General features: G+C 66.2%; 22 protein-coding genes. 10 read left to right on the forward strand and 12 right to left on the reverse strand.

Going from position 1 to position 20562, the window contains the following annotated elements:
• Positions 1 to 19: 19 nt before the first annotated feature.
• Positions 20 to 1060, reverse strand: a complete 1041-nt coding sequence (gene mutY, locus ACFSM0_RS01885) for an A/G-specific adenine glycosylase (RefSeq protein WP_377386317.1) — start codon at positions 1058 to 1060, stop codon at positions 20 to 22.
• A 94-nt stretch (positions 1061 to 1154) separates the two neighbouring features.
• Between mutY and ACFSM0_RS01890 the strand changes: the two genes are divergently transcribed.
• Together ACFSM0_RS01890 and ACFSM0_RS01895 are read left to right on the forward strand one after the other, a co-directional pair.
• Positions 1155 to 1754, forward strand: coding sequence for a DUF721 domain-containing protein (locus tag ACFSM0_RS01890; RefSeq protein ID WP_377386320.1), 600 nt, complete (start codon positions 1155 to 1157; stop codon positions 1752 to 1754).
• Positions 1755 to 1757: 3 nt separating this feature from the next.
• Complete coding sequence (locus tag ACFSM0_RS01895) at positions 1758 to 2423, forward strand: DsbA family protein (protein WP_377386323.1); 666 nt, start codon at positions 1758 to 1760, stop codon at positions 2421 to 2423.
• Positions 2424 to 2428: 5 nt separating this feature from the next.
• Here ACFSM0_RS01895 and lpxK read toward each other — a convergent pair whose 3' ends face one another.
• The 3 genes from lpxK to ACFSM0_RS01910 are packed head-to-tail and all read right to left on the reverse strand — an operon-like array spanning position 2429 to position 4905.
• Positions 2429 to 3418, reverse strand: a complete 990-nt coding sequence (gene lpxK / locus ACFSM0_RS01900) for a tetraacyldisaccharide 4'-kinase (RefSeq protein ID WP_377387165.1) — start codon at positions 3416 to 3418, stop codon at positions 2429 to 2431.
• Entirely contained in the window at positions 3418 to 4632 is a 1215-nt protein-coding gene (locus ACFSM0_RS01905) for a 3-deoxy-D-manno-octulosonic acid transferase (protein WP_377386326.1), read from the reverse strand. Before ACFSM0_RS01905 ends, lpxK begins: the two co-directional genes overlap by 1 nt.
• 15 nt (positions 4633 to 4647) lie before the next feature.
• Entirely contained in the window at positions 4648 to 4905 is a 258-nt protein-coding gene (locus ACFSM0_RS01910) for a DUF4170 domain-containing protein (RefSeq protein WP_377386329.1), read from the reverse strand.
• Positions 4906 to 5071: 166 nt separating this feature from the next.
• Between ACFSM0_RS01910 and zapE the strand changes: the two genes are divergently transcribed.
• The gene (zapE, locus tag ACFSM0_RS01915) at positions 5072 to 6154 is read left to right on the forward strand and encodes a cell division protein ZapE (RefSeq protein ID WP_377386332.1); all 1083 of its coding nucleotides are present in this window, start codon (positions 5072 to 5074) and stop codon (positions 6152 to 6154) included.
• Here the strand turns inward: zapE and ACFSM0_RS01920 are convergent.
• From ACFSM0_RS01920 to ACFSM0_RS01935, 4 genes are all read right to left on the reverse strand, one after another.
• Entirely contained in the window at positions 6151 to 7170 is a 1020-nt protein-coding gene (locus tag ACFSM0_RS01920) for an LLM class flavin-dependent oxidoreductase (RefSeq protein WP_377386335.1), read from the reverse strand. The two genes, zapE and ACFSM0_RS01920, sit on opposite strands and share 4 nt — an antisense overlap.
• Before the next feature lie 87 nt (positions 7171 to 7257).
• On the reverse strand, positions 7258 to 8532 hold the full coding sequence (locus ACFSM0_RS01925; protein ID WP_377386338.1) for a bifunctional folylpolyglutamate synthase/dihydrofolate synthase: 1275 nt from the start codon (positions 8530 to 8532) through the stop codon (positions 7258 to 7260).
• 73 nt (positions 8533 to 8605) lie between these two features.
• A complete protein-coding gene (gene accD, locus ACFSM0_RS01930; RefSeq protein ID WP_377386341.1) occupies positions 8606 to 9556 on the reverse strand; it encodes an acetyl-CoA carboxylase, carboxyltransferase subunit beta in 951 nt (316 codons plus the stop codon).
• Between the two features lie 60 nt (positions 9557 to 9616).
• Positions 9617 to 10495, reverse strand: a complete 879-nt coding sequence (locus ACFSM0_RS01935) for a CPBP family intramembrane glutamic endopeptidase (RefSeq protein WP_377386344.1) — start codon at positions 10493 to 10495, stop codon at positions 9617 to 9619.
• Positions 10496 to 10597: 102 nt separating this feature from the next.
• Between ACFSM0_RS01935 and ACFSM0_RS01940 the strand changes: the two genes are divergently transcribed.
• The gene (locus tag ACFSM0_RS01940; RefSeq protein ID WP_377386347.1) at positions 10598 to 11347 is read left to right on the forward strand and encodes a TSUP family transporter; all 750 of its coding nucleotides are present in this window, start codon (positions 10598 to 10600) and stop codon (positions 11345 to 11347) included.
• On the opposite strand, the gene ACFSM0_RS01945 is transcribed toward ACFSM0_RS01940, so the two are convergent.
• Positions 11348 to 12337 carry an asparaginase gene (locus tag ACFSM0_RS01945; protein WP_377386350.1) on the reverse strand — a complete coding sequence of 330 codons (990 nt, stop codon included), beginning with the start codon at positions 12335 to 12337 and terminating at the stop codon, positions 11348 to 11350. It abuts the gene before it with no gap.
• A 158-nt stretch (positions 12338 to 12495) separates the two neighbouring features.
• On the opposite strand from ACFSM0_RS01945, the gene ACFSM0_RS01950 reads away from it, so the two are divergent.
• On the forward strand, positions 12496 to 13017 hold the full coding sequence (locus tag ACFSM0_RS01950) for an invasion associated locus B family protein (RefSeq protein ID WP_377386353.1): 522 nt from the start codon (positions 12496 to 12498) through the stop codon (positions 13015 to 13017).
• A gap of 107 nt (positions 13018 to 13124) precedes the next feature.
• Positions 13125 to 14306, forward strand: a complete 1182-nt coding sequence (gene rlmN / locus ACFSM0_RS01955; protein WP_377386356.1) for a dual-specificity RNA methyltransferase RlmN — start codon at positions 13125 to 13127, stop codon at positions 14304 to 14306.
• A gap of 4 nt (positions 14307 to 14310) precedes the next feature.
• Here rlmN and ACFSM0_RS01960 read toward each other — a convergent pair whose 3' ends face one another.
• Positions 14311 to 15885, reverse strand: a complete 1575-nt coding sequence (locus ACFSM0_RS01960; protein ID WP_377386359.1) for an ArnT family glycosyltransferase — start codon at positions 15883 to 15885, stop codon at positions 14311 to 14313.
• Positions 15878 to 16702: an LOG family protein gene (locus tag ACFSM0_RS01965; RefSeq protein ID WP_377386362.1), complete on the reverse strand. Its 825-nt coding sequence runs from the start codon at positions 16700 to 16702 to the stop codon at positions 15878 to 15880. Before ACFSM0_RS01965 ends, ACFSM0_RS01960 begins: the two co-directional genes overlap by 8 nt.
• A 91-nt stretch (positions 16703 to 16793) precedes the next feature.
• Here ACFSM0_RS01965 and dapD point away from each other — a divergent pair, with 91 nt between their 5' ends.
• From dapD to ACFSM0_RS01985, 4 genes are all read left to right on the forward strand, one after another.
• Positions 16794 to 17621 carry a 2,3,4,5-tetrahydropyridine-2,6-dicarboxylate N-succinyltransferase gene (gene dapD, locus ACFSM0_RS01970; protein WP_377386365.1) on the forward strand — a complete coding sequence of 276 codons (828 nt, stop codon included), beginning with the start codon at positions 16794 to 16796 and terminating at the stop codon, positions 17619 to 17621.
• A 3-nt stretch (positions 17622 to 17624) separates the two neighbouring features.
• Positions 17625 to 17882 carry a hypothetical protein gene (locus ACFSM0_RS01975; RefSeq protein WP_377386368.1) on the forward strand — a complete coding sequence of 86 codons (258 nt, stop codon included), beginning with the start codon at positions 17625 to 17627 and terminating at the stop codon, positions 17880 to 17882.
• A gap of 10 nt (positions 17883 to 17892) precedes the next feature.
• Positions 17893 to 18246, forward strand: coding sequence for a hypothetical protein (locus ACFSM0_RS01980; protein ID WP_377386370.1), 354 nt, complete (start codon positions 17893 to 17895; stop codon positions 18244 to 18246).
• Positions 18247 to 18334: 88 nt separating this feature from the next.
• Positions 18335 to 19591, forward strand: a complete 1257-nt coding sequence (locus ACFSM0_RS01985) for a lytic murein transglycosylase (protein WP_377386373.1) — start codon at positions 18335 to 18337, stop codon at positions 19589 to 19591.
• On the opposite strand, the gene ACFSM0_RS01990 is transcribed toward ACFSM0_RS01985, so the two are convergent.
• Positions 19588 to 20463 (reverse strand): DMT family transporter, encoded by an 876-nt coding sequence (locus ACFSM0_RS01990; protein ID WP_377386376.1) that lies wholly within the window; start codon positions 20461 to 20463, stop codon positions 19588 to 19590. The genes ACFSM0_RS01985 and ACFSM0_RS01990 overlap by 4 nt on opposite strands.
• Between the last annotated feature and the right edge of the window lie 99 nt (positions 20464 to 20562).

The following is a 20562-nucleotide window of genomic DNA, read 5'->3' on the forward strand; positions in this document are numbered from 1 at the left end:
GGCAAAGGGCAAGCGCCGCTCACCGGGGAAGCGCGCCCAGGGCCAGATCCCAGACCTTGCGCATCACCGTGGGCAGCGCGGCGGGCGCAAATTCTGCACGCGGCGTGAAGCCCTTCCCCTCGGCACAGGCCACAAAGACCTGCAGGCGCAGATGAAAATGGGTGAAGGTGTGGCGCACCTCATGCGAGAGCGCGACCCAATCCGCCTCCATGGGCGGCGCGGGCGCGGGCGTGGTTTCCGCCCAAGGCGTGCCCGGAAACCCGAGCATGCCGCCGAGGAGCCCCTTTTCCGGGCGGCGCTCCAAAAGCACCGCGCCCGCAGGGTCCACCGCCACATAGATGCACCCGAACCGGGTCGGCTTTTCCGCCTTTGGCACCTTGCGCGGCAGCTCTGCGGCAATGCCAAGCGGGCGCGCAGCACAAAAGGCCGCCACCGGGCACAGCGCACAGACCGGCCCGCGCGGGGTGCAGATCGTCGCGCCCAGATCCATCATCGCCTGTGCGTGATCCCCCGGGCGAAGCTGCGGCGTCAGCCGCCCGGCCTTTTCAACCAGCGCAGGCTTCGCGGCAGGCAGCGGCGTCTCGATCGCCCAGAGCCGCGCCACCACCCGCTCCACATTGCCATCGACAACAACCGCGGGCTCTTCAAAAGCAATCGCGGCGATCGCGGCAGCGGTATAGGGCCCGATGCCGGGGAGCTTTTGCAGCTCCGCCGCCGTCTGAGGGAAGCGCCCGCCCCGCTCGAACGCCACGACACGCGCGCATTTCAAGAGATTACGGGCTCGGGCGTAATAACCAAGCCCCGCCCATTCGGCCATCACCTCCGCGTCTTCGGCGGAGGCAAGATCCTCCACACGCGGCCAGCGCGCCGTGAACCGGCGGAAGTAGTCGCGCACGGCGGCAACGGTCGTTTGCTGCAGCATCACCTCGGAGAGCCAGACATGATAAGGCGCGGGATGCGCACCCGCGCCCGGCCCCACCCGCCAGGGCATCACCCGTGCGGACCGGTCATACCACTCCAGCAAGGCTGCTCCGGCCGCTGTTTCCTCGCCGTCACGCAATGTTTATGATCCCCTGACCAGAGTTGTTGTGGCAAACCCGCCTCAGCCGCCTAGAATAGTGCCAAGACCCGCGATGGCGAGGCCAGGAAACCCGATGAAGCCGAAGACGCCCGAGACCAGCCCCGAGCGCCAGCCCGACGAGCGCCCCGAAGCGCCACGGGCCAAGCGTCGCTTGCGCGGCTTCGAGGCGGCATCCGGGCTGGTGAAGGAGCGCATCCGCACTGCGGGCGAGTCGCGTGGATTTGCGGTGGCGCGCCTTGTTACCCATTGGGCCGAGGTGGTGGGGGCAGAAATCGCCCGCTCTGCCCGCCCGGTGAAGATCGGCTATGGCCGCGAGGGGCTGGGCGCCACGCTCACGCTGCTTGTCGAGGGGCCGATGGCGCCGATGATCGACATGAAGCGCGAAGAGATCCGCGCCAAGGTCAACGCCTGCTACGGCTACAACGCCATCGCGCGCATCCATCTGACCCAGACCGCCGCCACCGGCTTTGCCGAGGGGCAAGTGGCTTTTACACCCGCCCCCGGCAAGCGCCCCGCCACTTTGCCCTCGCCCGAGGTCTCCGCGCGCGCGCGTGACGCTGCGCAGGGCTGTGCGGATGCGGGGCTGCGCGCTGCGCTTGAAGAGCTTGGGCGCAATATCCTTATGAAACCCGCCACCTCCCTCACCCCGGCGGGACGAGCTGAGAAAGGCTGATCCATGAACCGACGCTCCCTTCTGCTGGGTCTCTCCGGTGCTGCCGTGCTGGCCGCCGCCGGTGGCTGGACGATGCTGCGCCCGGGCGCCACCACCGAAGACCTGGTGGCGAGCCCCGCCGAAGCCGGAGGCGCCACGCCGCAGATCCTGCCCGATAACGTCATGGGCTCGGCCAATGCGCCGGTCACGCTGATCGAATATGCCTCGTTCACCTGCCCGCATTGCGCGCATTTCCAGCAAGATGTGTTCAAGGCGCTCAAGCGCGATTACATCGACACCGGCAAGGTGCGCTTCATCCTGCGCGAAGCCTATTTTGACCGCTACGGGCTCTGGGCCGGGCAGATCGCGCAATGTGGTGGCAGCCCGAAATACTATGCCATCGCCGACATGATGTTCACCGAGCAACAAGCCTGGATCGGCGACGGCCAGCCTGAGACGATCGGCAACAACCTGCGCAAGATCGGGCTGCGCGCCGGTCTGACCAAGGATCAGATCGAGGCCTGCCTGAACGACAATGCCCGCGCGCAGGCGATGGTCGCGACCTATCAGAAGCATTTCACCGATGATGACATCAAGGGCACGCCCTCGCTGGTGATCAACGGCACGAAATACGAGAACATGAGCTACGAGAATCTGAAAAAGATCCTCGATCCGCTGCTGGCGGGCTGAGACCGCTAAAGACCGAGGCGGGCGAGCGCGGCTTCCAGCGCGCCCGCCTCTTCCAATTGAAGCCGCACCGGAAGCGCCAGCACATTGGGGCGAAACTCTGCAGGCAGGCGCGCGGCGTCCTTTTCGGTGGTGACAAGCTGTGCGCCGCGCAGCCGCGCCTCTGCCGCGAGCCGCGCCAGCAGCCGCGCCGTGAACGGCTGATGATCGTCAAGCGCCTCGGCCCGGATCAGGGTCACGCCAAGCCCGCGCAAGGTGGCAAAGAACTTTTCGGGATGCCCGATGCCCGCAAAGGCCAGAACCGGCAGCCCCTCCCAATCCATCCCGGTTTGCAAGGGCGCAAGATGGCCCTTGAGATGCGGCACGGAAATTGCCTGCCCCCAAAGCGCAGCAAAGCCCTGTTGCGCCGGGGGGGCGCCGATCGACACCAGCAGATCGGCGCGCGCGAGCCCTTCGGGCACCGGCTCACGCAAGGGCCCGGCGGGCAGGCACAGCCCGTTGCCAAAGCCCTTCACCGCATCCACGACAACAAGCGAAAGATCCTTGATCAGGGCCGGGTTCTGATGCCCGTCATCGAGCACGATCACCTCCGCCCCGGCAGCCAGCGCCGCCGCGGCGCCCGCCGCGCGATCCTTGGCGACCCAGGTGGGGGTGAAAGCGGCGAGAAGCAGAGGCTCGTCCCCCACCTCCTGCGCGCAATGGTGCATCTCATCGACGCGCAGGGGCCCGTGTTCCCTGCCGCCATGGCCGCGGCTGACCACATGGGCGGTGTGGCCGCGCGCCGCCAGAAGCTGCGCGAGCGCGATCACCGTCGGGGTCTTGCCCGTGCCGCCCGCATTGATGTTGCCGACCGAGATCACCGGCACCGGCAGGCGCTGCCCGCTGCGGCGCACGCGCCGCGCCGTGGCGGCGCCATAAAGCCGGCCAAGCGGCGCGAGCAGCCGCGCCATCGGCGCCGGGCTCCCGGGCGCGGTGAACCAGTAGCCGGGAGCCTGCATCATTCGTCCTTTCGTTGCCGCGCGGCATCATATGCGCGCAAGATCGCCGCCACCACCGTCTCTGCCGCCGCAGCGCCATCGGAAATCACCGCCCAGGCATTATGGGCGAGCACTGCGGCACGGTCGGGCGAGGTCAGATCCGCCACCGCCTCACCCAGCGAGATCTCGTCATGAATGGCCCGCGAGGCCCGCGCCTCGTCGAGCCGTGCGTAATCGGCGGCATGCGGCGCGGTCTGGGTGCCGTGCAAAATCGCCGAGCCGAGCGCCGCAGGCTCGAAAGGCGCGCGCGGCGCGGCCCCCGCACCCCGCAGCGTGCCGCCCATATAGGTGACCGGGGCGATCCGATACCACAGGCCGTATTCGCCCGGATCGTCGGCCAGAAAGATCTCGGTTTCCTCATCCGGCTCCCCTTCGACCGAGCGGCAGGCAACGCTCCGTCCGCGGTCTGTCAACTCGGCAGCGAGGTCTGCCGCCGTTTCGGGGAGTTCGGGCGCGAGGATCAGAAGCATCCGGTGCGCATGGCGCTGCGCGCGCTCCTGCGCGGCGACCAGCGCCTCGATCTCTTCGGGCGGCACCGAGGCGCCAAACCAGACAGGCCGGGTGCGGGTGAGCGCCGCAAGCGATACCCGCTCTGCCTCCGAGCAGCGCAAGGGCTCAGGCGGCTGCCCGAGCATGCCGCCAAAGGCGAGCCGCTCCGGCTCGACGCCAAGCTGCACCAGCGGCGCGATCGAGCCCTGATCGCGCACCAAAATCCGGTCCAGCCGGCGCAAGAGCGCGGGCTGACCAAAGCGGCGAAACGGGGGCCTCTGCCCCGGCCCCGCAACGGCGCTCGCATCCACCATCATCACCGGTCGTCTTGCTTTTCCTGCCGCGAGGATCAGCGCCTTGGGCAGCTCATTTCCGAACAGGACCAGAAGCGCCAGCGGTGCGGAACGCATCAGCAGGCGCGCGCCCGCCTCATCGGGCAGAGAGATCCGCTCTGCACCGTCAGGAAGCGCGATCTCCACCGTGTCAGGAAGGGCGACACGCAGCGGCAAATCGGGGCGGAGCCGGGCGAGCCGCGCCAGCACCAGGTCTACCCCCGCACCACGCTCGGCGGCATCTTCAGCGCCCAGCCACAAACAGATCGCCGGCGCCGAGGCCCCGGCGCTGGCCGCTTCTCCTTCGGGCTGCGAGGGGCGCCCCCGCAGCCAGCTGAATGCCGCTGGCAGCATCGCCGGGCCTGCCGATCAGAAGCCGAGTTCCTCGGTCAGCGAGGCCGCCGTTTCCTCATCGCGCAGCCGGTGCAGGTGGGCGATGAAATAGCGCGCATGGGCATCATCCACGGTGCGCTGCGCCTCGGCCTTCCAGGCGGAATAGGCGGCGGCATAATTGGGATAGATGCCGACGACATGGATCTTCGAAACGTCCTTGAACTCGGTGCGGTTGGGCGAGACAAGCTCACCACCGAAGACGAGATGCAGGCGCTGGGGGTTCGTTTTCGACATGGGCCTTCCTGTGGCTTGGGTGGGGTGAGAGTAAGCGAAGCCCGGTTTCCTCTCAAGCTGCATCGCAGCCCGCCGCAAACTTGCCCGAACGCGCGGACACGGCGGCGTGATCCGGCACGCCTTTCGGTGATCTTTTCTTCGCCCGCCTGAGCGGGTATGAGGCGCCATGACCAGCAGCCTCGTTCAGATCTACGACAGCCGCGTTGCCGCAGGCCGCCTGCGCGCCGATGCGGCGCAGCGCGCGCTTCTGCCCGCGCTCGAAGACATCCGCTCCGCCCTTGAGGCACCGCAGAAAAAACCGGGCCTGTTCGGCCTCTTTGCGAAACCGCCAGAAGCGGTGCGCGGGCTCTATCTCTGGGGCGGCGTCGGGCGCGGCAAGTCGATGCTGATGGACCTGTTCCACGAGACCGTGGCGGTGCCCAAGCGGCGCGTGCATTTTCATGCCTTCATGCAGGAGGTGCAGGCGAAAATCGACATTGCCCGCCGCGCCAAGGAAGAAGATGCGCTGATGCCGGTGGCGAAAGAGATCGCCGCCTCGGTCCGGCTGTTGTGTTTTGACGAGATGCAGATCACCGATATCGCCGATGCGATGATCGTCGGGCGGCTGTTTGACGAGCTGTTCAAGCGCGGCGTGACGGTGGTCACCACCTCCAACCGCCCGCCGGAAGATCTCTACAAGAACGGGCTCAACCGGCAGCTTTTCCTCCCCTTCATCGCGATCCTGAACGACAAGCTCACGGTGCGCGAGATCGCCTCGGAAACGGATTACCGCCAGCACCGGCTGACCGGCGCGCAGGTCTATTTTTCGCCCGCCTCCAAGGCCGCCCATGCGGCGATGGATGCGCTTTGGGACGAGCTGACCGGCCATGATGCCGCGAGCCGGCTTGTGCTGGAGGTGAAGGGCCGGCAGGTGGTGATCCCGCGGTTTCATAATGGCATCGGGCGCGCGAGCTTTTGGGAACTGTGCGGCGCAATGCTCGGCCCGGGCGATTATCTCGCCATTGCGGCAGCGCTGAAGGTGCTGATGCTCGACGACATCCCGCAGCTTTCCGCCTCGAACTTCAACGAGGCCAAGCGCTTCGTGACGCTGATCGACACGCTTTACGAGGCGAAGGTGCGGCTGATCTGCTCTGCCGCCGATGTGCCGGAGCGCCTCTATAACGAGGGCACCGGCAGCTTCGAGTTTGAGCGCACCGCCTCACGGCTGCGCGAGATGCAATCGGCCGATTGGGCGGCCGACCGCGCTTAAGCGAGCAGTTCGCGCACCCGCGGCGCGACCTCGCGGCCATAAAGGGCAACGGTCTCGTGCAGATGCGCGGGATCTTGCGGCCCGGCAGAATATTTCAGCGTGAAACGCGAGAGCCCCAGCGCCTTCACCGTGGTCGCAATTTTCTGTGCCACCGTCTCCGGGCTGCCAACGTAAAGCGAGCCATGGGCGATCTCGTGTTCAAACGCGGCGCGGGTGAATTTTGGCCAGCCGCGCGAGGCGCCGATCAGATCATGCATCTTCGCATAGGCCGGGAAATAGCGCTCCTTCGCCTCTGCATCCGTCGGGCCCACATGCCCCGGTGAATGCACCGCAATCGGCAGCTCTGCCGCGCCCATCTCGGCGCGGGCCTTGCGGTAAAGATCGGCAAAAGGCGCGAACCGGGCCGCATTGCCGCCGATAATCGCAATCACGAGCGGCATATCCATCGCCGCCGCCTCCAGCACCGAGTCGGGGCTGCCGCCGACGCCGCGCCAGACCTGAAGCGGGCGTTCCGGACGCGGGTAAACGGTGACGTTGTGCAACGGCTTGCGGTGGCGGCCCTGAAAGCTCACCTTTTCCCGGCTCAAGAGCGCCTGCAGGAGCTGCGCCTTTTCCGAAAACAGCATCTCGTAATCGTGGAGATCGAAGCCGAAGAGCGGGAAGCTCTCGGTGAAAGAGCCGCGCCCAATCGTGACCTCCGCGCGCCCCGGCGCCACGGCATCAAGCGTGGAGAGCCGCTGAAACAGCCGGATCGGGTCATCGGAAGAGAGCACCGAGACCGAGGTTCCGGCGTGGATGCGCTCCGTTTTCGCGAGAATTGCGCCCAGCAGCGGCTCCATTGACGAAATCGCGTAATCCGGGCGGTGATGCTCGCCAAGGCCGAAGTAATCCAGCCCGACCTGATCGGCGAGAATGGCATCCGCGAGCGTGTCACGGATCACCTGCGCCGCCGAGCGGGGGCCATTTGCGTCGGCGGTGATATCGCCGAATGTATCGAGACCAAATTCGAGCGTCATGGCGGGCTCCTTTCCTTTTCAGGCAAGATAACCCGCCGGGTTTTGTGCGCCTAGGCAGAGAAACGCACAGATTTCGTGCGCAGCCGCTCAGCCGTTCTCGCGCAAAACCTGCCCCGCCAGATAGAGCGAGCCGCAGATCAGCACGCGCGCCTGCGGGTCTTGCGCTGCAATCGCGGCGAGCGCGGCGGCCACCGAGCCCGCCTCAGCCACCGCGCCAAAGCCTGCCGCGCGCGCCGCTGCGGCGGTCTCGGCGGCGGGAAGCGTATTGGGCTCATCGGGGATCGAAACGGCCGTGAGGCTGGCGGCATGGACGGCAAGCGGGCGCAGATAGCCCGCTATGTCCTTGGTGTTGAGCATGCCGCAAATCAGATGCGATTGTCGGGCAGGCATCCGCGCCAAGGTTGCGGCCACCGCCGCGCCCCCCGCCGGATTGTGCCCGCCGTCGAGCCAAAGCTCGATGCCCGGCGCGCTCTCGGCCAGCGGGCCCTGCCGCAGCCGCTGCATGCGTGCGGGCCATTCGGCCCGGCTCACCGCCGCCTCGCAGGCGCTTTCGCCAAAGCCGAGGCAGCGCAGCGCCGCGATCGCCGCGCCCGCATTCTCGATCTGGTGCGGGCCGGGCAGGATCGGCAGCGGCAGATCGAGAAGACCGGTCTCGTCTTGATAGATCAGCCGCCCGCGCTCTTCGAACGCGTGCCAGTGCTGGCCATGGGCAAAGAGCGCTGCGCCAAGCCGCGCCGCCTTTGCCTCGATCACCGCCATGCCCTCGGGCGCCTGCGGGCCAACCACGCAGGGCACGCCGCGCTTGAGGATGCCCGCCTTTTCGCCGGCAATCTCGGGGAGCGTCTCCCCCAGATATTGCTGATGGTCGATCGAGACCGGGGTGATGATCGTCAGCGCGGGTTTTGCGACCACATTCGTCGCATCGAGCCGCCCGCCAAGGCCAACCTCAAGGAGCGTGTAATCGGCGGGCGTGCGCGCAAAGGCGAGAAAGGCCGCAACCGTGGTGATTTCAAAAAAGGTGATCGGCGCCCCGCCGTTCGACGCCTCGCATTCATCGAGCAGCGCGGCCAGCGCGGGTTCGGAGATCAGCGCGCCCGCAAGCCGGATCCGCTCATGAAACCGCGCCAGATGCGGCGAGGTATAGGCATGCACGCGCTGGCCCGCCGCCTCGAGCCCGGCGCGGATCATCGCCTGCGTCGAGCCTTTGCCATTGGTGCCCGCGATATGGATCACCGGCGGCAGTGCCGCCTCGGGGTGGCCGGTCGCCGCCAGAAGCCGGTGCACCCGGTCCAGCGTGAGGTCGATGATCTTGGGGTGCAACCCCATCAACCGCGCGAGGATTGCATCGGAAGGCTGCGGCATCGGAAACTCCCATATGTGAAGGCCGGGGGCGCTGCCCCCGGACCCCCGGGATATTTGGGGCAAGATGAAAAGGCTACTCGGCCTTTTGCGGCGCTTGCGGCGGCGTTTCCGCCGGATGCTCGGTTTCGGGCACGGTGATCTGGCCGGGCGGGGGAAGCTCGCCCCAGATCGCCGGCGCCTGGCTCATCAGCAGGCGCAAAAGCACAATCAGCTCATCGCGCATCTTCTTGCGATGGGTCACGCGGTCCAGCATGCCGTGATCGAGCAGATATTCGGCGCGCTGGAAGCCCTCGGGCAGTTTTTCGCGGATCGTCTGTTCGATCACCCGCGGCCCGGCAAAGCAAATGAGCGCATTGGGCTCGGCAATCTGCACATCGCCCAGCATCGCGTAAGAGGCCGTCACCCCGCCCGTGGTCGGGTGGGTCAGCACGACGATATAGGGCAGGCCCGCATCTTTGAGCATCTGCACCGCCACGGTCGAGCGCGGCATCTGCATCAGGCTCAGGATCCCTTCCTGCATCCGCGCGCCCCCGGCGGCGGAAAAGAGCACGAGCGGGCATTTGCGCTCCACCGCGCGCAGGGCGGCGGCAAGGATCGCATTGCCCACATACATCCCCATCGAGCCGCCCATGAACGAGAAATCCTGCCCGGCGGCAACGATGCGGGTGCGCCCCACCTCGCCCTCGACGACAAGCATCGCCTCTTTCTCGCCGGTGGATTTCTGGGCCGATTTCATCCGGTCGGGATATTTTTTCTGATCCTTGAAGGTGAGCGGATCGGTGATCGGCTCAGGCACTTTCACCTCGGTGAAAATACCCAGATCAAAGAGCGCCTCAAACCGCGCCCGCGGCGTGATCGGCATGTGATGGTCACAATTGGTGCAGACGTTGAGGTTTTCCGCCACTTCGCGGTGAAACAGCATCGTGCCGCATTCGGGGCATTTCGTCCAAAGGTTCTCCGGCATGTCGCGGCGCGCGAACAGCGAGTTGATCTTCGGTCGGACGTAGTTCGAGATCCAGTTCATCGGGGGGCCCCTTGGTTTCCGCGACGTCGCCCAGATAAGCCCGCGCGCGCGCAAATGCAATCAGCGGCGAAGTCTCAGCCGGGCGGCGAGCCAGAACACCAGCATCGAAACGCTGTCGAGCGCGAGATAGGGCGCCATCTGCCCGAGATCGTGCGAGTTGACCACGAGCGTGTAAAGCGAGAGCCCGTCAAGCTGGCCATAAAGCCCGACAAGAAACATCGCCGAGAGGTTGTTGGCGAAGTGAAAGGCAAGCGCAGGCCCAAGGTTGCCGGTGCGGGCGGTCAGATCGGCGGCCAGAATGCCAAAGCCCATGGCCCAGAGGCCGAGGAAGATTGCGCTTGGCCCGTTTTCGCCCGGAGAATAATGGAGCGCGCCGAAAATGGCGGCGGGAAGCACCATCCAGAGCGCGGGATGGCGCCAGCGTGCGGCGATCTGTTGCAGCAGGTAGCCGCGAAAAAGAAGCTCTTCCGAGGCGATTTGCACAAAGAGCAGCGGCAGCGCGAGCGGCAGCCAGGTGAGCAGCACAAGCAACGGTGTCGATTTTCCCAGATGCGGATCGAGGAAGGAAAACGGCACCATCAGCAGCGTGAGCCCGAGAAGCGGCGGAAACACGCGGGCAAAGTCGCGCCCGGCGCCTTGGCCGAGCAGGCTGGCGGCGGGGCGGCGGTGCAGAACCCGGGTCACAAGCAGCGTGCCAAGCGCGAGCGGCGCAAAGGTGGCCAGCACCATCGAGAGCCCCTCGGGCGTGCCCGCACGCGCCATCGCCGCCATCACCACGGCAAGCTCGAGCTTGCCCGCGACAAGCCCCACGAGCCCGAGGCCACCGAAAAGCGCCCCCAAATAGAACGCCACGATCAGCGCAAGGCCGATGAGGCTGCGCCAGATCTCGGAACGCGGCGCGGCGGGCGCGACGAAGGGGGCAAGGTTGGGGTAGGTCATGCAGGCTCCTCGGCGCGACCCTAGCCGCGGCCCCGCCGCCTCACAAGCCGCTTTACTTCGCCGTGCCTGCGGCAGATGAAGAAGCGCTTTGCCGGAGGTGTCATGTTCGAAGTCTCGCTCGATCTTGCCGCGATGCTGATTGCCGCGGGTTTTGCCGCGGGCTTTGTCGATGCCATTGCGGGCGGTGGCGGGCTGATCACGCTGCCGGTGCTGTTGCTCGCGGGGGCAACGCCCTTGCAGGCGCTTTCGACCAACAAGGTGCAGGGCGTTTTTGGCGCCGCCACGGCAGCGCTCACCTATGCCGCCAAGGGGCAGGTGAACCTGCGCCGCCAGATCGGCGCGGCCTCGCTCGCCTTCCTTGCCGGGCTCGGGGGCGCCTTCCTCGTCTCGGTGCTGCCAACCGAAGCTCTGCGCCGCATCCTGCCCTTTGTGCTGATCGCGATTGCGGCCTTTTTTGCCCTGCGCAAGGGGCTTGACGATACCGACCGGGCCGAGCGGATCACGCCCGCCGCCTTCACCGCCTTTGTGGTGCCGTTCATCGGCTTTTATGACGGGTTGATCGGCCCCGGCGCGGGCGCATTTTACATGATCGGCTTTGTCATGCTGGCGGGCTACGGGGTGCTCAAGGCCACGGCCCATACGAAGCTTTTGAACTTCGCCTCAAACCTCGGCGGGCTCGTCGCCTTTGCCGCCACCGGCGCGCCGTGGTGGGTGATGGGCCTCGCCATGGGGCTCGCGCAGATCGCCGGGGCCAGCCTTGGCGCAAGGCTCGCGATGCGCAAGGGCGCCAAGCTGATCAAACCGCTCCTCGTGCTCACCTCAAGCGCGCTCGCGCTCAAGTTGATGTGGTGATCAGCAAAAGCCCTGCGCGCGCCGCATCCCGCCGGTGACAAACCCGCGCCAGTTCGTTTGTTCGGGCGGCAACAGCTCTGCCACCACCGGATGATCGGGCGCGAGCGCGCCCAGATGCATGAGAAGCGCGGTGATCGCCGCCTCCGAGGCGCGGGTGGCGCCATCCAAGATCTTCAGTGCGATGCCGCGTTTTTGCTCGGGCAGAATGGCAACGAACACGCCCTCGGCGCCGGTTTTTACCGCGACCTTGCCACCCGTGGCGCGCATCAGCTTGGTGCAGGCGCGCCCCTCCCCCGCGACCATCTCGGGGAAGGCGCGCATCGCGGCGGCGAGCCGCGCCGCCGCGGCCTCGCGGATCGTTCCTTCCGGGTTTGCAGCGGCAAAAAACTGCATCGCGCGGGCAAGCGCCGCGACGCTGCAGGCAAAGTTCGGCGCCGAGCAGCCGTCGATGCCCCAGCCCGCCACCTCGGCCCCGGTCACGTCTTCAAACGCCGCGCGCACCGCAAGCTGCACCGGATGGTCGATCTCGACATAGTCCGGCCCGGCTTTCAGATGCTTGTTGAGCGTCAGGAAGCCGGAATGCTTGCCCGAGCAATTGTTGTGGATCTGGCAGGGCTTGTCTTCGCTGCAGGTGAAATGGCGAAACGCCTCCGGGTCGCGCGGCACATGCGCGCCGCAGCGCAGATCGGGCTCGCCCAGCCCCAGCGCAGAAAGCCACTCCGTCACCGCCTCGGTATGGAGTTTTGCGCCCGAATGGCTGGCACAGGCAAGCGCGAGCTGGCGCGGGCTCAGCCCCGCCGCATCCGCCGCACCGCTCTCAACCAGCGGCAGCGCCTGAATCATCTTGCACGACGAGCGCGGGAAGATCACCGCCTGCCCGTCCCCCCAGACCCATTCCGGCCCGCCCGGCCCCCAGACCACCGCATGACCGGCATGCACGCTCTCAAGCAACCCGCCGCGCCAGAGTTCGATCATCGCCTGCGCCGCCATTTGCCCCTCCAGATGCGCGGAAACCCGCCGGAGGGGCTTTTCCCGACCGGCACTTTTGCGTTATCTCTCGCGTATCGAGTTGAAATAGGTTCCGCCAGAGGGAAAAAGGGCAAAAGCCCACGGGCGGACAGAGGCATCAGACGGCTGGAGGCTGTTCCATGAAGACGAACCTTACGAGCGTCGCTGCAATTCTTGCCGCGGCGCTGGCACTTTCCCCTGCCGCGCAAGCGCAGGAAAGCTCGAACCGGGTGGCGGCGGAAACCGACTGGAGCGTGTTCGTAGAGAACAGCCCCAAGGAATGCTGGGGCGTGGTGCCGCCGAAGAAGACGGTGAACACCAAGGATGGCAAGCCGGTGCAGGTGCGCCGCTCCGAGATCCTGCTGTTCGTCACCCATCGCCCAGACAAGGCGCCCGAGGTGATGTTCATGGGCGGATACCCGTTCGAGAAAGGCTCGACGGTGGAGCTGAAGGTCTCGACCGGGCAGGCCTTCAACCTGTTCACCGATGGCGAGGGCGCCTGGGCCGCGCCGGGCGAGGATGCCAAGATCATCGCCGCGATGAAGGCGGGCGCCGATGTGACGCTCTCGGCCCATTCGGCGCGCGGCACCTATACCACGGACACGTTCTCGCTGATGGGCTTTACCGCGGCGATGGACGAGGCGGCGAAGCGCTGCAAATAAACAAGACCCGCTCAAGCTGAGCCCCGGTTCGCCGGGGCTTTTGCATTTGTGCTACCTTTTGGCGCACGAATCCCCTATATGCACGGCTTCCCAACCCCGGACGCGCCATGACCGACCTGCCCACCCCCATCACGCAAGACGTGCTGACCCTGCCGCGCAAGCTGCCCGATGGCGGCAAGCTCAATCTGGTGGGCCTCACCCGCGAGGAGATGCGCGACGCACTCATTGCCGCGGGCACGCCCGAGCGGCAGGCAAAAATGCGGGTCGGGCAGGTCTGGCAATGGATCTACCATTGGGGCGTGCGCGACTTCGCGGCGATGACGAACCTTGCCAAGGATTATCGCGCGCTGCTTGAGGCGCATTTCGAGATTGCGCTGCCTGAAGTGGTGACCTGTCAGGTGTCGATGGACGGCACGCGCAAATACCTTCTGCGCATCGCGGACGGCCATGAGGTCGAGGCGGTCTATATCCCCGAGGAAAACCGCGGCACGCTGTGCATCTCAAGCCAAGTCGGCTGCACCCTCACCTGTTCGTTCTGCCACACCGGCACGCAAAAGCTGGTGCGCAACCTCACCGCGGGCGAGATCGTCGGTCAGGTGATGGTGGCGCGCGATGATCTGGGCGAATGGCCCCAGCCCGGCGCGCCGAAAGACGAGACGCGACTCATTTCCAACGTCGTGCTGATGGGCATGGGCGAGCCGCTCTACAACTTCGACAATGTGCGCAATGCGATGAAGGTGGTGATGGACGGCGAGGGGCTGACGCTCTCGCGCCGCCGGATCACGCTGTCCACCTCGGGCGTGGTGCCCGAGATTGCCCGCGCCGCCGAAGAAATCGGCTGCCTGCTCGCCGTTTCCTTCCACGCCACGACGGATGCGGTGCGCGACAAGCTCGTGCCGATCAACAAGCGCTGGAACATCGCCACGCTGCTTGACACGCTGCGCGACTATCCGCGGCTGTCAAACTCCGAGCGGATCACGTTTGAATATGTGATGCTCAAGGGCGTGAACGACAGCGATGAGGATGCGCGCCGGCTGGTGAAGCTGATCCGCGGCATTCCGGCGAAGATCAACCTCATTCCGTTCAACGAATGGCCCGGCTCGCCCTATCAGCGCAGCGACTGGGAGCGGATCGAGGCCTTCGCCGATATCGTCTACAAGGCAGGCTATGCCGCGCCGATCCGCACGCCGCGGGGCGAGGACATCATGGCCGCCTGCGGGCAGTTGAAATCCGCCACCGAACGCGCGCGCAAATCCGCGGCGCAAATCGCCGCGGAAACCGGGCTCTGACGCCTCACTCCGCCCGCCACAGGCACCAATCGTGACCATAGAAGAACCGCACCTCGGCAGCGGTTTTTTCAAGCGTGGGCACATCGCGGCATTCCGCGACGAGGAGCCCGCCCGGATGCGCGGCCAGCCATTGGGGCGCCTCTTCGGCGGTGAGCACATCGACCTTGCGGGTCAGCCGCCCCTCGAAGCCGAATTCGGAATTGTAGCGCCCGGTCACCGTGGCAAGGCCCGCGGCCTCATGCGCGGCCATCTCGCGCGCAATCGGGGCGCTGTCGTAAGATGCGCCAAGGCCCGTGGTCGCGATCAGGCCAAGCCCGCCGAGCATGAGCCCCAGCCCCGCCACAGAAAGCCCCGCTGCGCGCGGTAACACCCAGACCAGCGCGGCCAGAAGCACGCAAAAGAGCAAAAACCCGATGGGCGCCACCAGCGGATGTAGAAGCTCCGCCGTGCGCGCATCGGCTGCGCCCAGCGCCGCGGCGAGGGGGATGAGGCCCGCCAGCAGCAAAAGCCCCAGAACCGGCGCCTCTGCCCAACCGCTGCGCCGTTCAGCGCCGCCCGACGCAATAAGTGCGCGCGCCGCGATCAGCGCGAAGGCGGGGAGTTCGGGCACGAGGTAATGCAGTTGCTTGCCCGAAATCAGCGAAAAGAGGAAAAGCCCCGCCCCCGCCTGCACCGCCATCAACCGCAGCGCGCGATCGGAAAACCGCAGCCGCACCGCGCCGCGCCAAAGGCCGGGCGACCAGATCCACGGGAACAGCAGCACCGGCAGCATGGCGCCAACCCACCAGAAGGGCCGCGCATGGGCAAAGCTCGCCACGGTGCGCCCCGCCGTTTGCTCCCACAAGATCATGTGGCGGTATTCCGCACCGCCGGTGATCGCCGCGGGCAAAACCCAGAGCGCGATCACACAGAGCGCCACAGCGAGCGCAAGGCCCGCCCCGCGCAGCGCCTCGCGCGCCGACGGGCGAGACGCAGGGTCGGCCCAGAGCGGCGCGGCCAACAGCGCGGGCGCGAGGTGAAAGAGGATCACCGGCCCCTTGGCGAGCACGCCAAAGGCAAGCGCAAGGCCAAAGCCGCCCCAGGCGCGCCGGTTCACCCCCGGCGCCTTCATCGCAGACACGAGCGCCCAGATCCCCGCGAGCGTGGCGCAAGCCAGAAGCGTGTCGAACATCAGCGCCCCGCCAAAGGCGGCGAAGACGGTGAGGCCGGCCAGCACCACGGCGGCCATCGCCCCGGTTGCAGTGTCCCACAGCCGCCGCCCCAGCGCCCATGTGCCCGCCAGCGTCAAAAGCGCAAAGAACGGCCCGACAAGGCGGCCCGCAAAGCCGCTCACCTCGCCTGCCAGCGTCCAGACAAGATTGATCAGCCAGAAGAGAAGCGGCGGCTTGTCGGTGTAAAGCTCGAAGTTTTTCAACGGCAGGAACCAACTGCCCTCAAGCCGCATCTCGCGCGCCACGTCGATGTAACGGGTCTCGTCAATCGGCAAGAGCGGGCGCAGTGCCACGCCCGCCACCGCCACCGCCGCAAAGGCAAGGATCATCAACCCGGCGCGCAGGCCCGCCCCCCGCGCCTCACGCATGGCCGTTTGTCCAATTGGCGATGATCTCCACCGCCTCCTCCGCCGTCTCGACAAAACTCACCAATTCCAGATCCTCGCGCGCGATCGTGCCAGCCTCGGCCAGCATCTCCCAGTTCACCACATTCTTCCAGAAATCGACGCCGAAGAGGATCAGCGGAATCCGCTTCATCCGCCGGGTCTGAATGAGGGTCAGCGTTTCGAACATTTCATCAAGCGTGCCGAAACCGCCCGGGAACACGCAGACCGCCTTTGCCCGCATCAGGAAATGCATCTTGCGAATGGCAAAGTAGTGGAAGTTGAAGCACAGATCGGGCGTCACATAGGCATTGGGCGCCTGCTCGTGCGGCAGCACGATATTGAGGCCAATCGACTGGCCCCCCGCCTCATGCGCGCCGCGGTTGCCCGCCTCCATCACCCCCGGCCCGCCGCCGGTGCAGATCACATATTCCCGCCCGTAAGCCGCCATCGAGCGCTCGGTCATCATCCGCGCAAAGGCGCGCGCCTCCTCGTAATAGCGGCTGAGTTCGGCCAGAACCGGGGTCTTGGCCGTGTCCTTATGTGCGGGGTCGGGGATGCGCGCACCGCCGAACATCACCACCGTGCTCTCCACCCCGCGCTCGTCCATGATCAGCTGCGGCTTGAGGAGTTCGAGCTGCAACCGCACCGGGCGCAGCTCCTCGCGCATCATGAAGCCCTCGTCGGCGAAGGCGAGCCGGTAGGCGGGGGCGCGCGCCTGCGGCGTGTCTGGCAGATCCTTCGCGGCGCGCGCATCCATGATGCTGTCGCGGAACGGATGGGAACGGCTGTCGTCTTTCATGCTCGGCCTCATTGCGCGAAGGGCTTTCCCCAACTATAGGGGGAAAACCCTGAATGCCACCTGAAAGAACCTCAGAGAGGAGCCTCTGCCGATGTCGAATGCCGTGCTCGAAGCTGCGATCGAAGCCGCCTGGGAGGCGCGCGATACCATTACGCCGCAAACCAAGGGCGAAGCCCGCGAGGCGATCGAGGCCACGCTCGAAGCGCTCGACAAGGGCGTGCTGCGGGTGGCCGAAAAGCAGGCCGATGGCCATTGGCATGTGAACCAGTGGGCGAAAAAGGCGGTGCTCCTGGGCTTCCGGCTGAAAGACATGGAAATGCAGCCCGGCGGGCCGCAAGACAGCAGCTGGTGGGACAAGGTCGACAGCAAATTCAAGGGCTGGGGCGAGGCAGAGTGGAAGGCCGCGGGCTTCCGCGCCGTGCCGCACTGCATTGTGCGCCGCTCGGCCTATATCGCCAAGGGCGCGGTGCTGATGCCCTCTTTTGTCAACCTCGGCGCCTATGTCGATGAGGGCACGATGGTCGACACCTGGGCAACGGTGGGGAGCTGCGCGCAGATCGGCAAACATGTCCACCTTTCGGGTGGCGTTGGCATTGGCGGCGTGCTTGAGCCGATGCAGGCCGGGCCGACGATCATCGAAGACAATTGCTTCATCGGCGCGCGCTCGGAAGTGGTCGAGGGCTGCATCGTGCGCGAGGGCTCGGTGCTCGGCATGGGCGTCTTCATCGGCAAATCGACGAAGATCGTCGACCGCGAAACCGGCGAAGTGATGTATGGCGAAGTGCCGCCCTATTCGGTCGTTGTTGCGGGCTCGATGCCCTCGAAGGGCGGGATCAACCTTTATTGCGCCGTGATCGTGAAGCGGGTCGACGCGCAGACCCGCTCGAAAACCGGCATCAACGAGCTGTTGCGGGACTGAGCCATGATCCTGTCACTGGTGGGGAAGATCCGCGATGCGGTGAACGGCACGGTGATGCCGCATAACATCCGTGGCCTGTTGATGGTGGCCGATCTGGTGATGATCGCCGCCTTTCAGGTCTGGGGGGTGGGCAAGATGTCGGCGATGGCCGCCGCTGCAGGCCCCGGGGAATGGATTCCGGGGGCGGCTTTTGTCGCCTATATCGTCGTGTTCCTGTGGCTTGCGCTGACGGCCTTGCGCTCGTCCCGCAGGCCCGCTTGAGGTTTCGAAAATGACCGAAACGCCGGAAAAGCCGGAAAAGCAAAAACGCCCGCAGAAGGTCTATACGCTTCTGGTGGAGGTGGGACGCTGCACCGGAGACGGGCTGCCCGACGGCGCAACCGGGGCGGGGCTCTTGTGCTATGCCTCGGGCGTGGACGAGGCCGAAGCCGTGCGCGAGACGGTGGCGATCCTGAAACAGGCCGACCTCTCGCCGCTGGACGTGACGGGCTATGGCACCGTTGAGGAGCGAGAAAAGGCAGGCGACGAGATCGACGCCGAAGAAAAGGCGCTGATGGAGCGCGCTCTGGCTGAAAATTCGGTGATCGTCGCGCAGATGACGCCGTTTTACGACGAGAAGGGCTAGCGGAGCCCCGCGCACCCGGCCCGGCCCCCGTTTGCGGGCGGGCCGGGCCATGCTAGACTGCCCAAAACAGCAAACAATCGGGCAGGTCATGAAACGCGCAGTCAAACCTCTTGTTGTCACCCTTCTTGCCGTCTCGGCGCTCACCGCCTGTGGCGGCCCGCTGACCGGCGGCCCCGGAGCCGGCATGACCGAAACCATCCCCCCCGTCGATCCGGCCACGCAACAGGGGCTCGACGACTGGATCGCCGATTTCAAGCCGCGCGCAATGGCGGCGGGCATCACCGAGGCGACATGGAACCGGACCATGCGCCACGTGCCCTACAACCCGAAAGTGATCGAGCGGGACCGGTTTCAGGCCGAGTTCTCCAAGCCGATCTGGGATTATCTCGACAGCGCCGCCTCCGATGAGCGTATCGCCGAGGGGCGGCGCATGCTGGCCACCCATGACCGGCTCCTGCGCGAGATCGAAGCGCGCTACGGCGTCGAGAAAGAGGTCGTGGTCGCCGTCTGGGGCATGGAATCGCGCTACGGCACAAAGCGTGGCGATACGCTGATCATCCCCGCGCTTGCCACGCTCGCCCATGATGGGCGCCGCGGCGCCTTTTTCGAGGGCCAGTTGATCGGCGCGCTGAAGATCATCCAGTCGGGGGATATCGACCCCGCGCATATGACCGGCTCCTGGGCCGGGGCGATGGGGCATACGCAGTTCATCCCGACCTCTTACCTTGCCTTCGCGGTCGATTTCACCGGCGACGGCAAGCGCGACATCTGGTCGGACAATCCCGCCGATGCGCTGGCCTCGACCGCGGCCTATCTTGCGCGCTCGGGCTGGTCCAAGGGCCAACCCTGGGGGGTGGAGGTCACGCTGCCCGCGGGCTTCAACCTTGGCCTTTCCGGCAAGGGCGTGAAGAAATCACCCGCCGACTGGGCCGCGCTCGGCGTGCGCGCCGTGACCGGCGGCCCGGTGCCGAATTACGGGGCGGCCTCGATCCTCCTCCCCGCGGGGGCAAACGGCCCGGCGCTGATGATCTTTGGCAATTTCCGCGCGATCTCGCGCTACAACAATGCCGATGCCTATGTGATCGGCGTGGGCCACCTCTCCGACCGGATCAAGGGCGGCGGCGCCTTCGTCACACCCTGGCCGCGCGAAGGGCGCGCGCTGACCGAGGCGGAAAAGATCGAGGTGCAGGAACGCCTGACCGCAGCGGGCTATGACACGCAGGGCCATGACGGGCTCATTGGCGCCAATACCATTTCCGCAGTTGCCGCATGGCAGCGCGCGCATGGCATCCCCGCCGATGGCTGGGTGACGCTGAAACTGCTCGAAGCGCTGCGCGGCGGTTAAGCCCGCCGCGCGGGCTGTTTGGAGAGCTGAACGGCAAGGATGCCCGCCGCGATCACCGCGACGCCCGCAAGGTCCAGCCAGCCGAGCCGCTCACCCAGCACCACAGCGGCAATGGCAACACCAAAGAACGGGTTGAGAAAGTGGAAGGTCGCGGCCTTGACCGCGCCGATCCGCGCCACGAGGCGGAACCAGACCCATGTCGCCAGAACGCCGGGAATGAGCGCGGTGTAAAGGAAGGCAAGGGTGAGGCGCGTGGTGGGCACAACCTGCCAGCTTTCGGTGAAGGCCGAGACCAGCGTGAGCGAGATCGCCCCGACGAACATCTGCAGCCCGACAATCATCAGCACATTGCCCTTTGAGGCGGCGCCCCGCACGCTGAGCGTGGCCACCGAAAGCGCGAAAGCCGCCATGAAGCAAAGCGCGAGCCCAAGCGGGTCCACCCCGCCTGAAAGCCGCGCGCTCATGATGATGGCCACCCCCACCACGCCCGCAAAAAGCCCGGCAAGGCCAAGCGGGCGGATCGTGTCGCCAAAGACAACGCGGCCCATCAGCGCCACCATCAGCGGCATGGTCGAGGCGATGATCGAGGCAACAGAGGCCTGCACCCATTGCATCGCCACGAAGTTCAGCCCGAGATAAAGCGCATTCTGGCACAGCCCGAAAATCAGCGTGGCGCGCCATTGCGCGGGGCTGAGCTTCCAGCTCTGCCCCATCGCCAAAGCGATGCCCACCCCGATCACGCCAGAGACCAGAAACCGCGCCGAAAGCGCCAGAAGCGGCGGCGCCTCGGCGACGATCATCCGCGCCGAGGTGAAGGCAGAAGACCACATCAGCGCGAAGGCGAGCCCCATCAGAATGGCGCGAATATCCATATATCTCGTCTCCCTCGGTGCAGGTTCGAACAGTCAGAACCGGATTTGCCCGCATCGGACAAGAAATAACATGTATGCGATACAGGTTCTCGATTCGAA

Origin of the sequence: Rhodobacter lacus, assembly GCF_042683065.1 — a bacterium.
GTDB lineage: Bacteria > Pseudomonadota > Alphaproteobacteria > Rhodobacterales > Rhodobacteraceae > Rhodobacter > Rhodobacter lacus.

Bases quoted from the DNA above. Each gene is read 5' to 3' on its own strand.
- ACFSM0_RS01965 (WP_377386362.1), bottom strand. From the start codon at position 16,702: ATGAAAGACGACAGCCGTTCCCATCCGTTCCGCGACAGCATCATGGAT.
- rlmN (WP_377386356.1), top strand. From the start codon at position 13,125: ATGACCGACCTGCCCACCCCCATCACGCAAGACGTGCTGACCCTGCCG.
- ACFSM0_RS01920 (WP_377386335.1), bottom strand. From the start codon at position 7,170: ATGACGCTCGAATTTGGTCTCGATACATTCGGCGATATCACCGCCGAC.
- ACFSM0_RS01945 (WP_377386350.1), bottom strand. From the start codon at position 12,337: ATGGCGGCGCAGGCGATGATCGAACTCTGGCGCGGCGGGTTGCTTGAG.
- ACFSM0_RS01990 (WP_377386376.1), bottom strand. From the start codon at position 20,463: ATGGATATTCGCGCCATTCTGATGGGGCTCGCCTTCGCGCTGATGTGG.
- ACFSM0_RS01940 (WP_377386347.1), top strand. From the start codon at position 10,598: ATGTTCGAAGTCTCGCTCGATCTTGCCGCGATGCTGATTGCCGCGGGT.
- lpxK (WP_377387165.1), bottom strand. From the start codon at position 3,418: ATGCAGGCTCCCGGCTACTGGTTCACCGCGCCCGGGAGCCCGGCGCCG.
- ACFSM0_RS01910 (WP_377386329.1), bottom strand. From the start codon at position 4,905: ATGTCGAAAACGAACCCCCAGCGCCTGCATCTCGTCTTCGGTGGTGAG.
- ACFSM0_RS01975 (WP_377386368.1), top strand. From the start codon at position 17,625: ATGATCCTGTCACTGGTGGGGAAGATCCGCGATGCGGTGAACGGCACG.
- ACFSM0_RS01895 (WP_377386323.1), top strand. From the start codon at position 1,758: ATGAACCGACGCTCCCTTCTGCTGGGTCTCTCCGGTGCTGCCGTGCTG.
- ACFSM0_RS01890 (WP_377386320.1), top strand. From the start codon at position 1,155: ATGAAGCCGAAGACGCCCGAGACCAGCCCCGAGCGCCAGCCCGACGAG.
- ACFSM0_RS01905 (WP_377386326.1), bottom strand. From the start codon at position 4,632: ATGCTGCCAGCGGCATTCAGCTGGCTGCGGGGGCGCCCCTCGCAGCCC.
- ACFSM0_RS01960 (WP_377386359.1), bottom strand. From the start codon at position 15,885: ATGCGTGAGGCGCGGGGGGCGGGCCTGCGCGCCGGGTTGATGATCCTT.
- ACFSM0_RS01950 (WP_377386353.1), top strand. From the start codon at position 12,496: ATGAAGACGAACCTTACGAGCGTCGCTGCAATTCTTGCCGCGGCGCTG.
- ACFSM0_RS01925 (WP_377386338.1), bottom strand. From the start codon at position 8,532: ATGCCGCAGCCTTCCGATGCAATCCTCGCGCGGTTGATGGGGTTGCAC.
- zapE (WP_377386332.1), top strand. From the start codon at position 5,072: ATGACCAGCAGCCTCGTTCAGATCTACGACAGCCGCGTTGCCGCAGGC.
- ACFSM0_RS01980 (WP_377386370.1), top strand. From the start codon at position 17,893: ATGACCGAAACGCCGGAAAAGCCGGAAAAGCAAAAACGCCCGCAGAAG.
- dapD (WP_377386365.1), top strand. From the start codon at position 16,794: ATGTCGAATGCCGTGCTCGAAGCTGCGATCGAAGCCGCCTGGGAGGCG.
- ACFSM0_RS01985 (WP_377386373.1), top strand. From the start codon at position 18,335: ATGAAACGCGCAGTCAAACCTCTTGTTGTCACCCTTCTTGCCGTCTCG.
- ACFSM0_RS01935 (WP_377386344.1), bottom strand. From the start codon at position 10,495: ATGACCTACCCCAACCTTGCCCCCTTCGTCGCGCCCGCCGCGCCGCGT.
- accD (WP_377386341.1), bottom strand. From the start codon at position 9,556: ATGAACTGGATCTCGAACTACGTCCGACCGAAGATCAACTCGCTGTTC.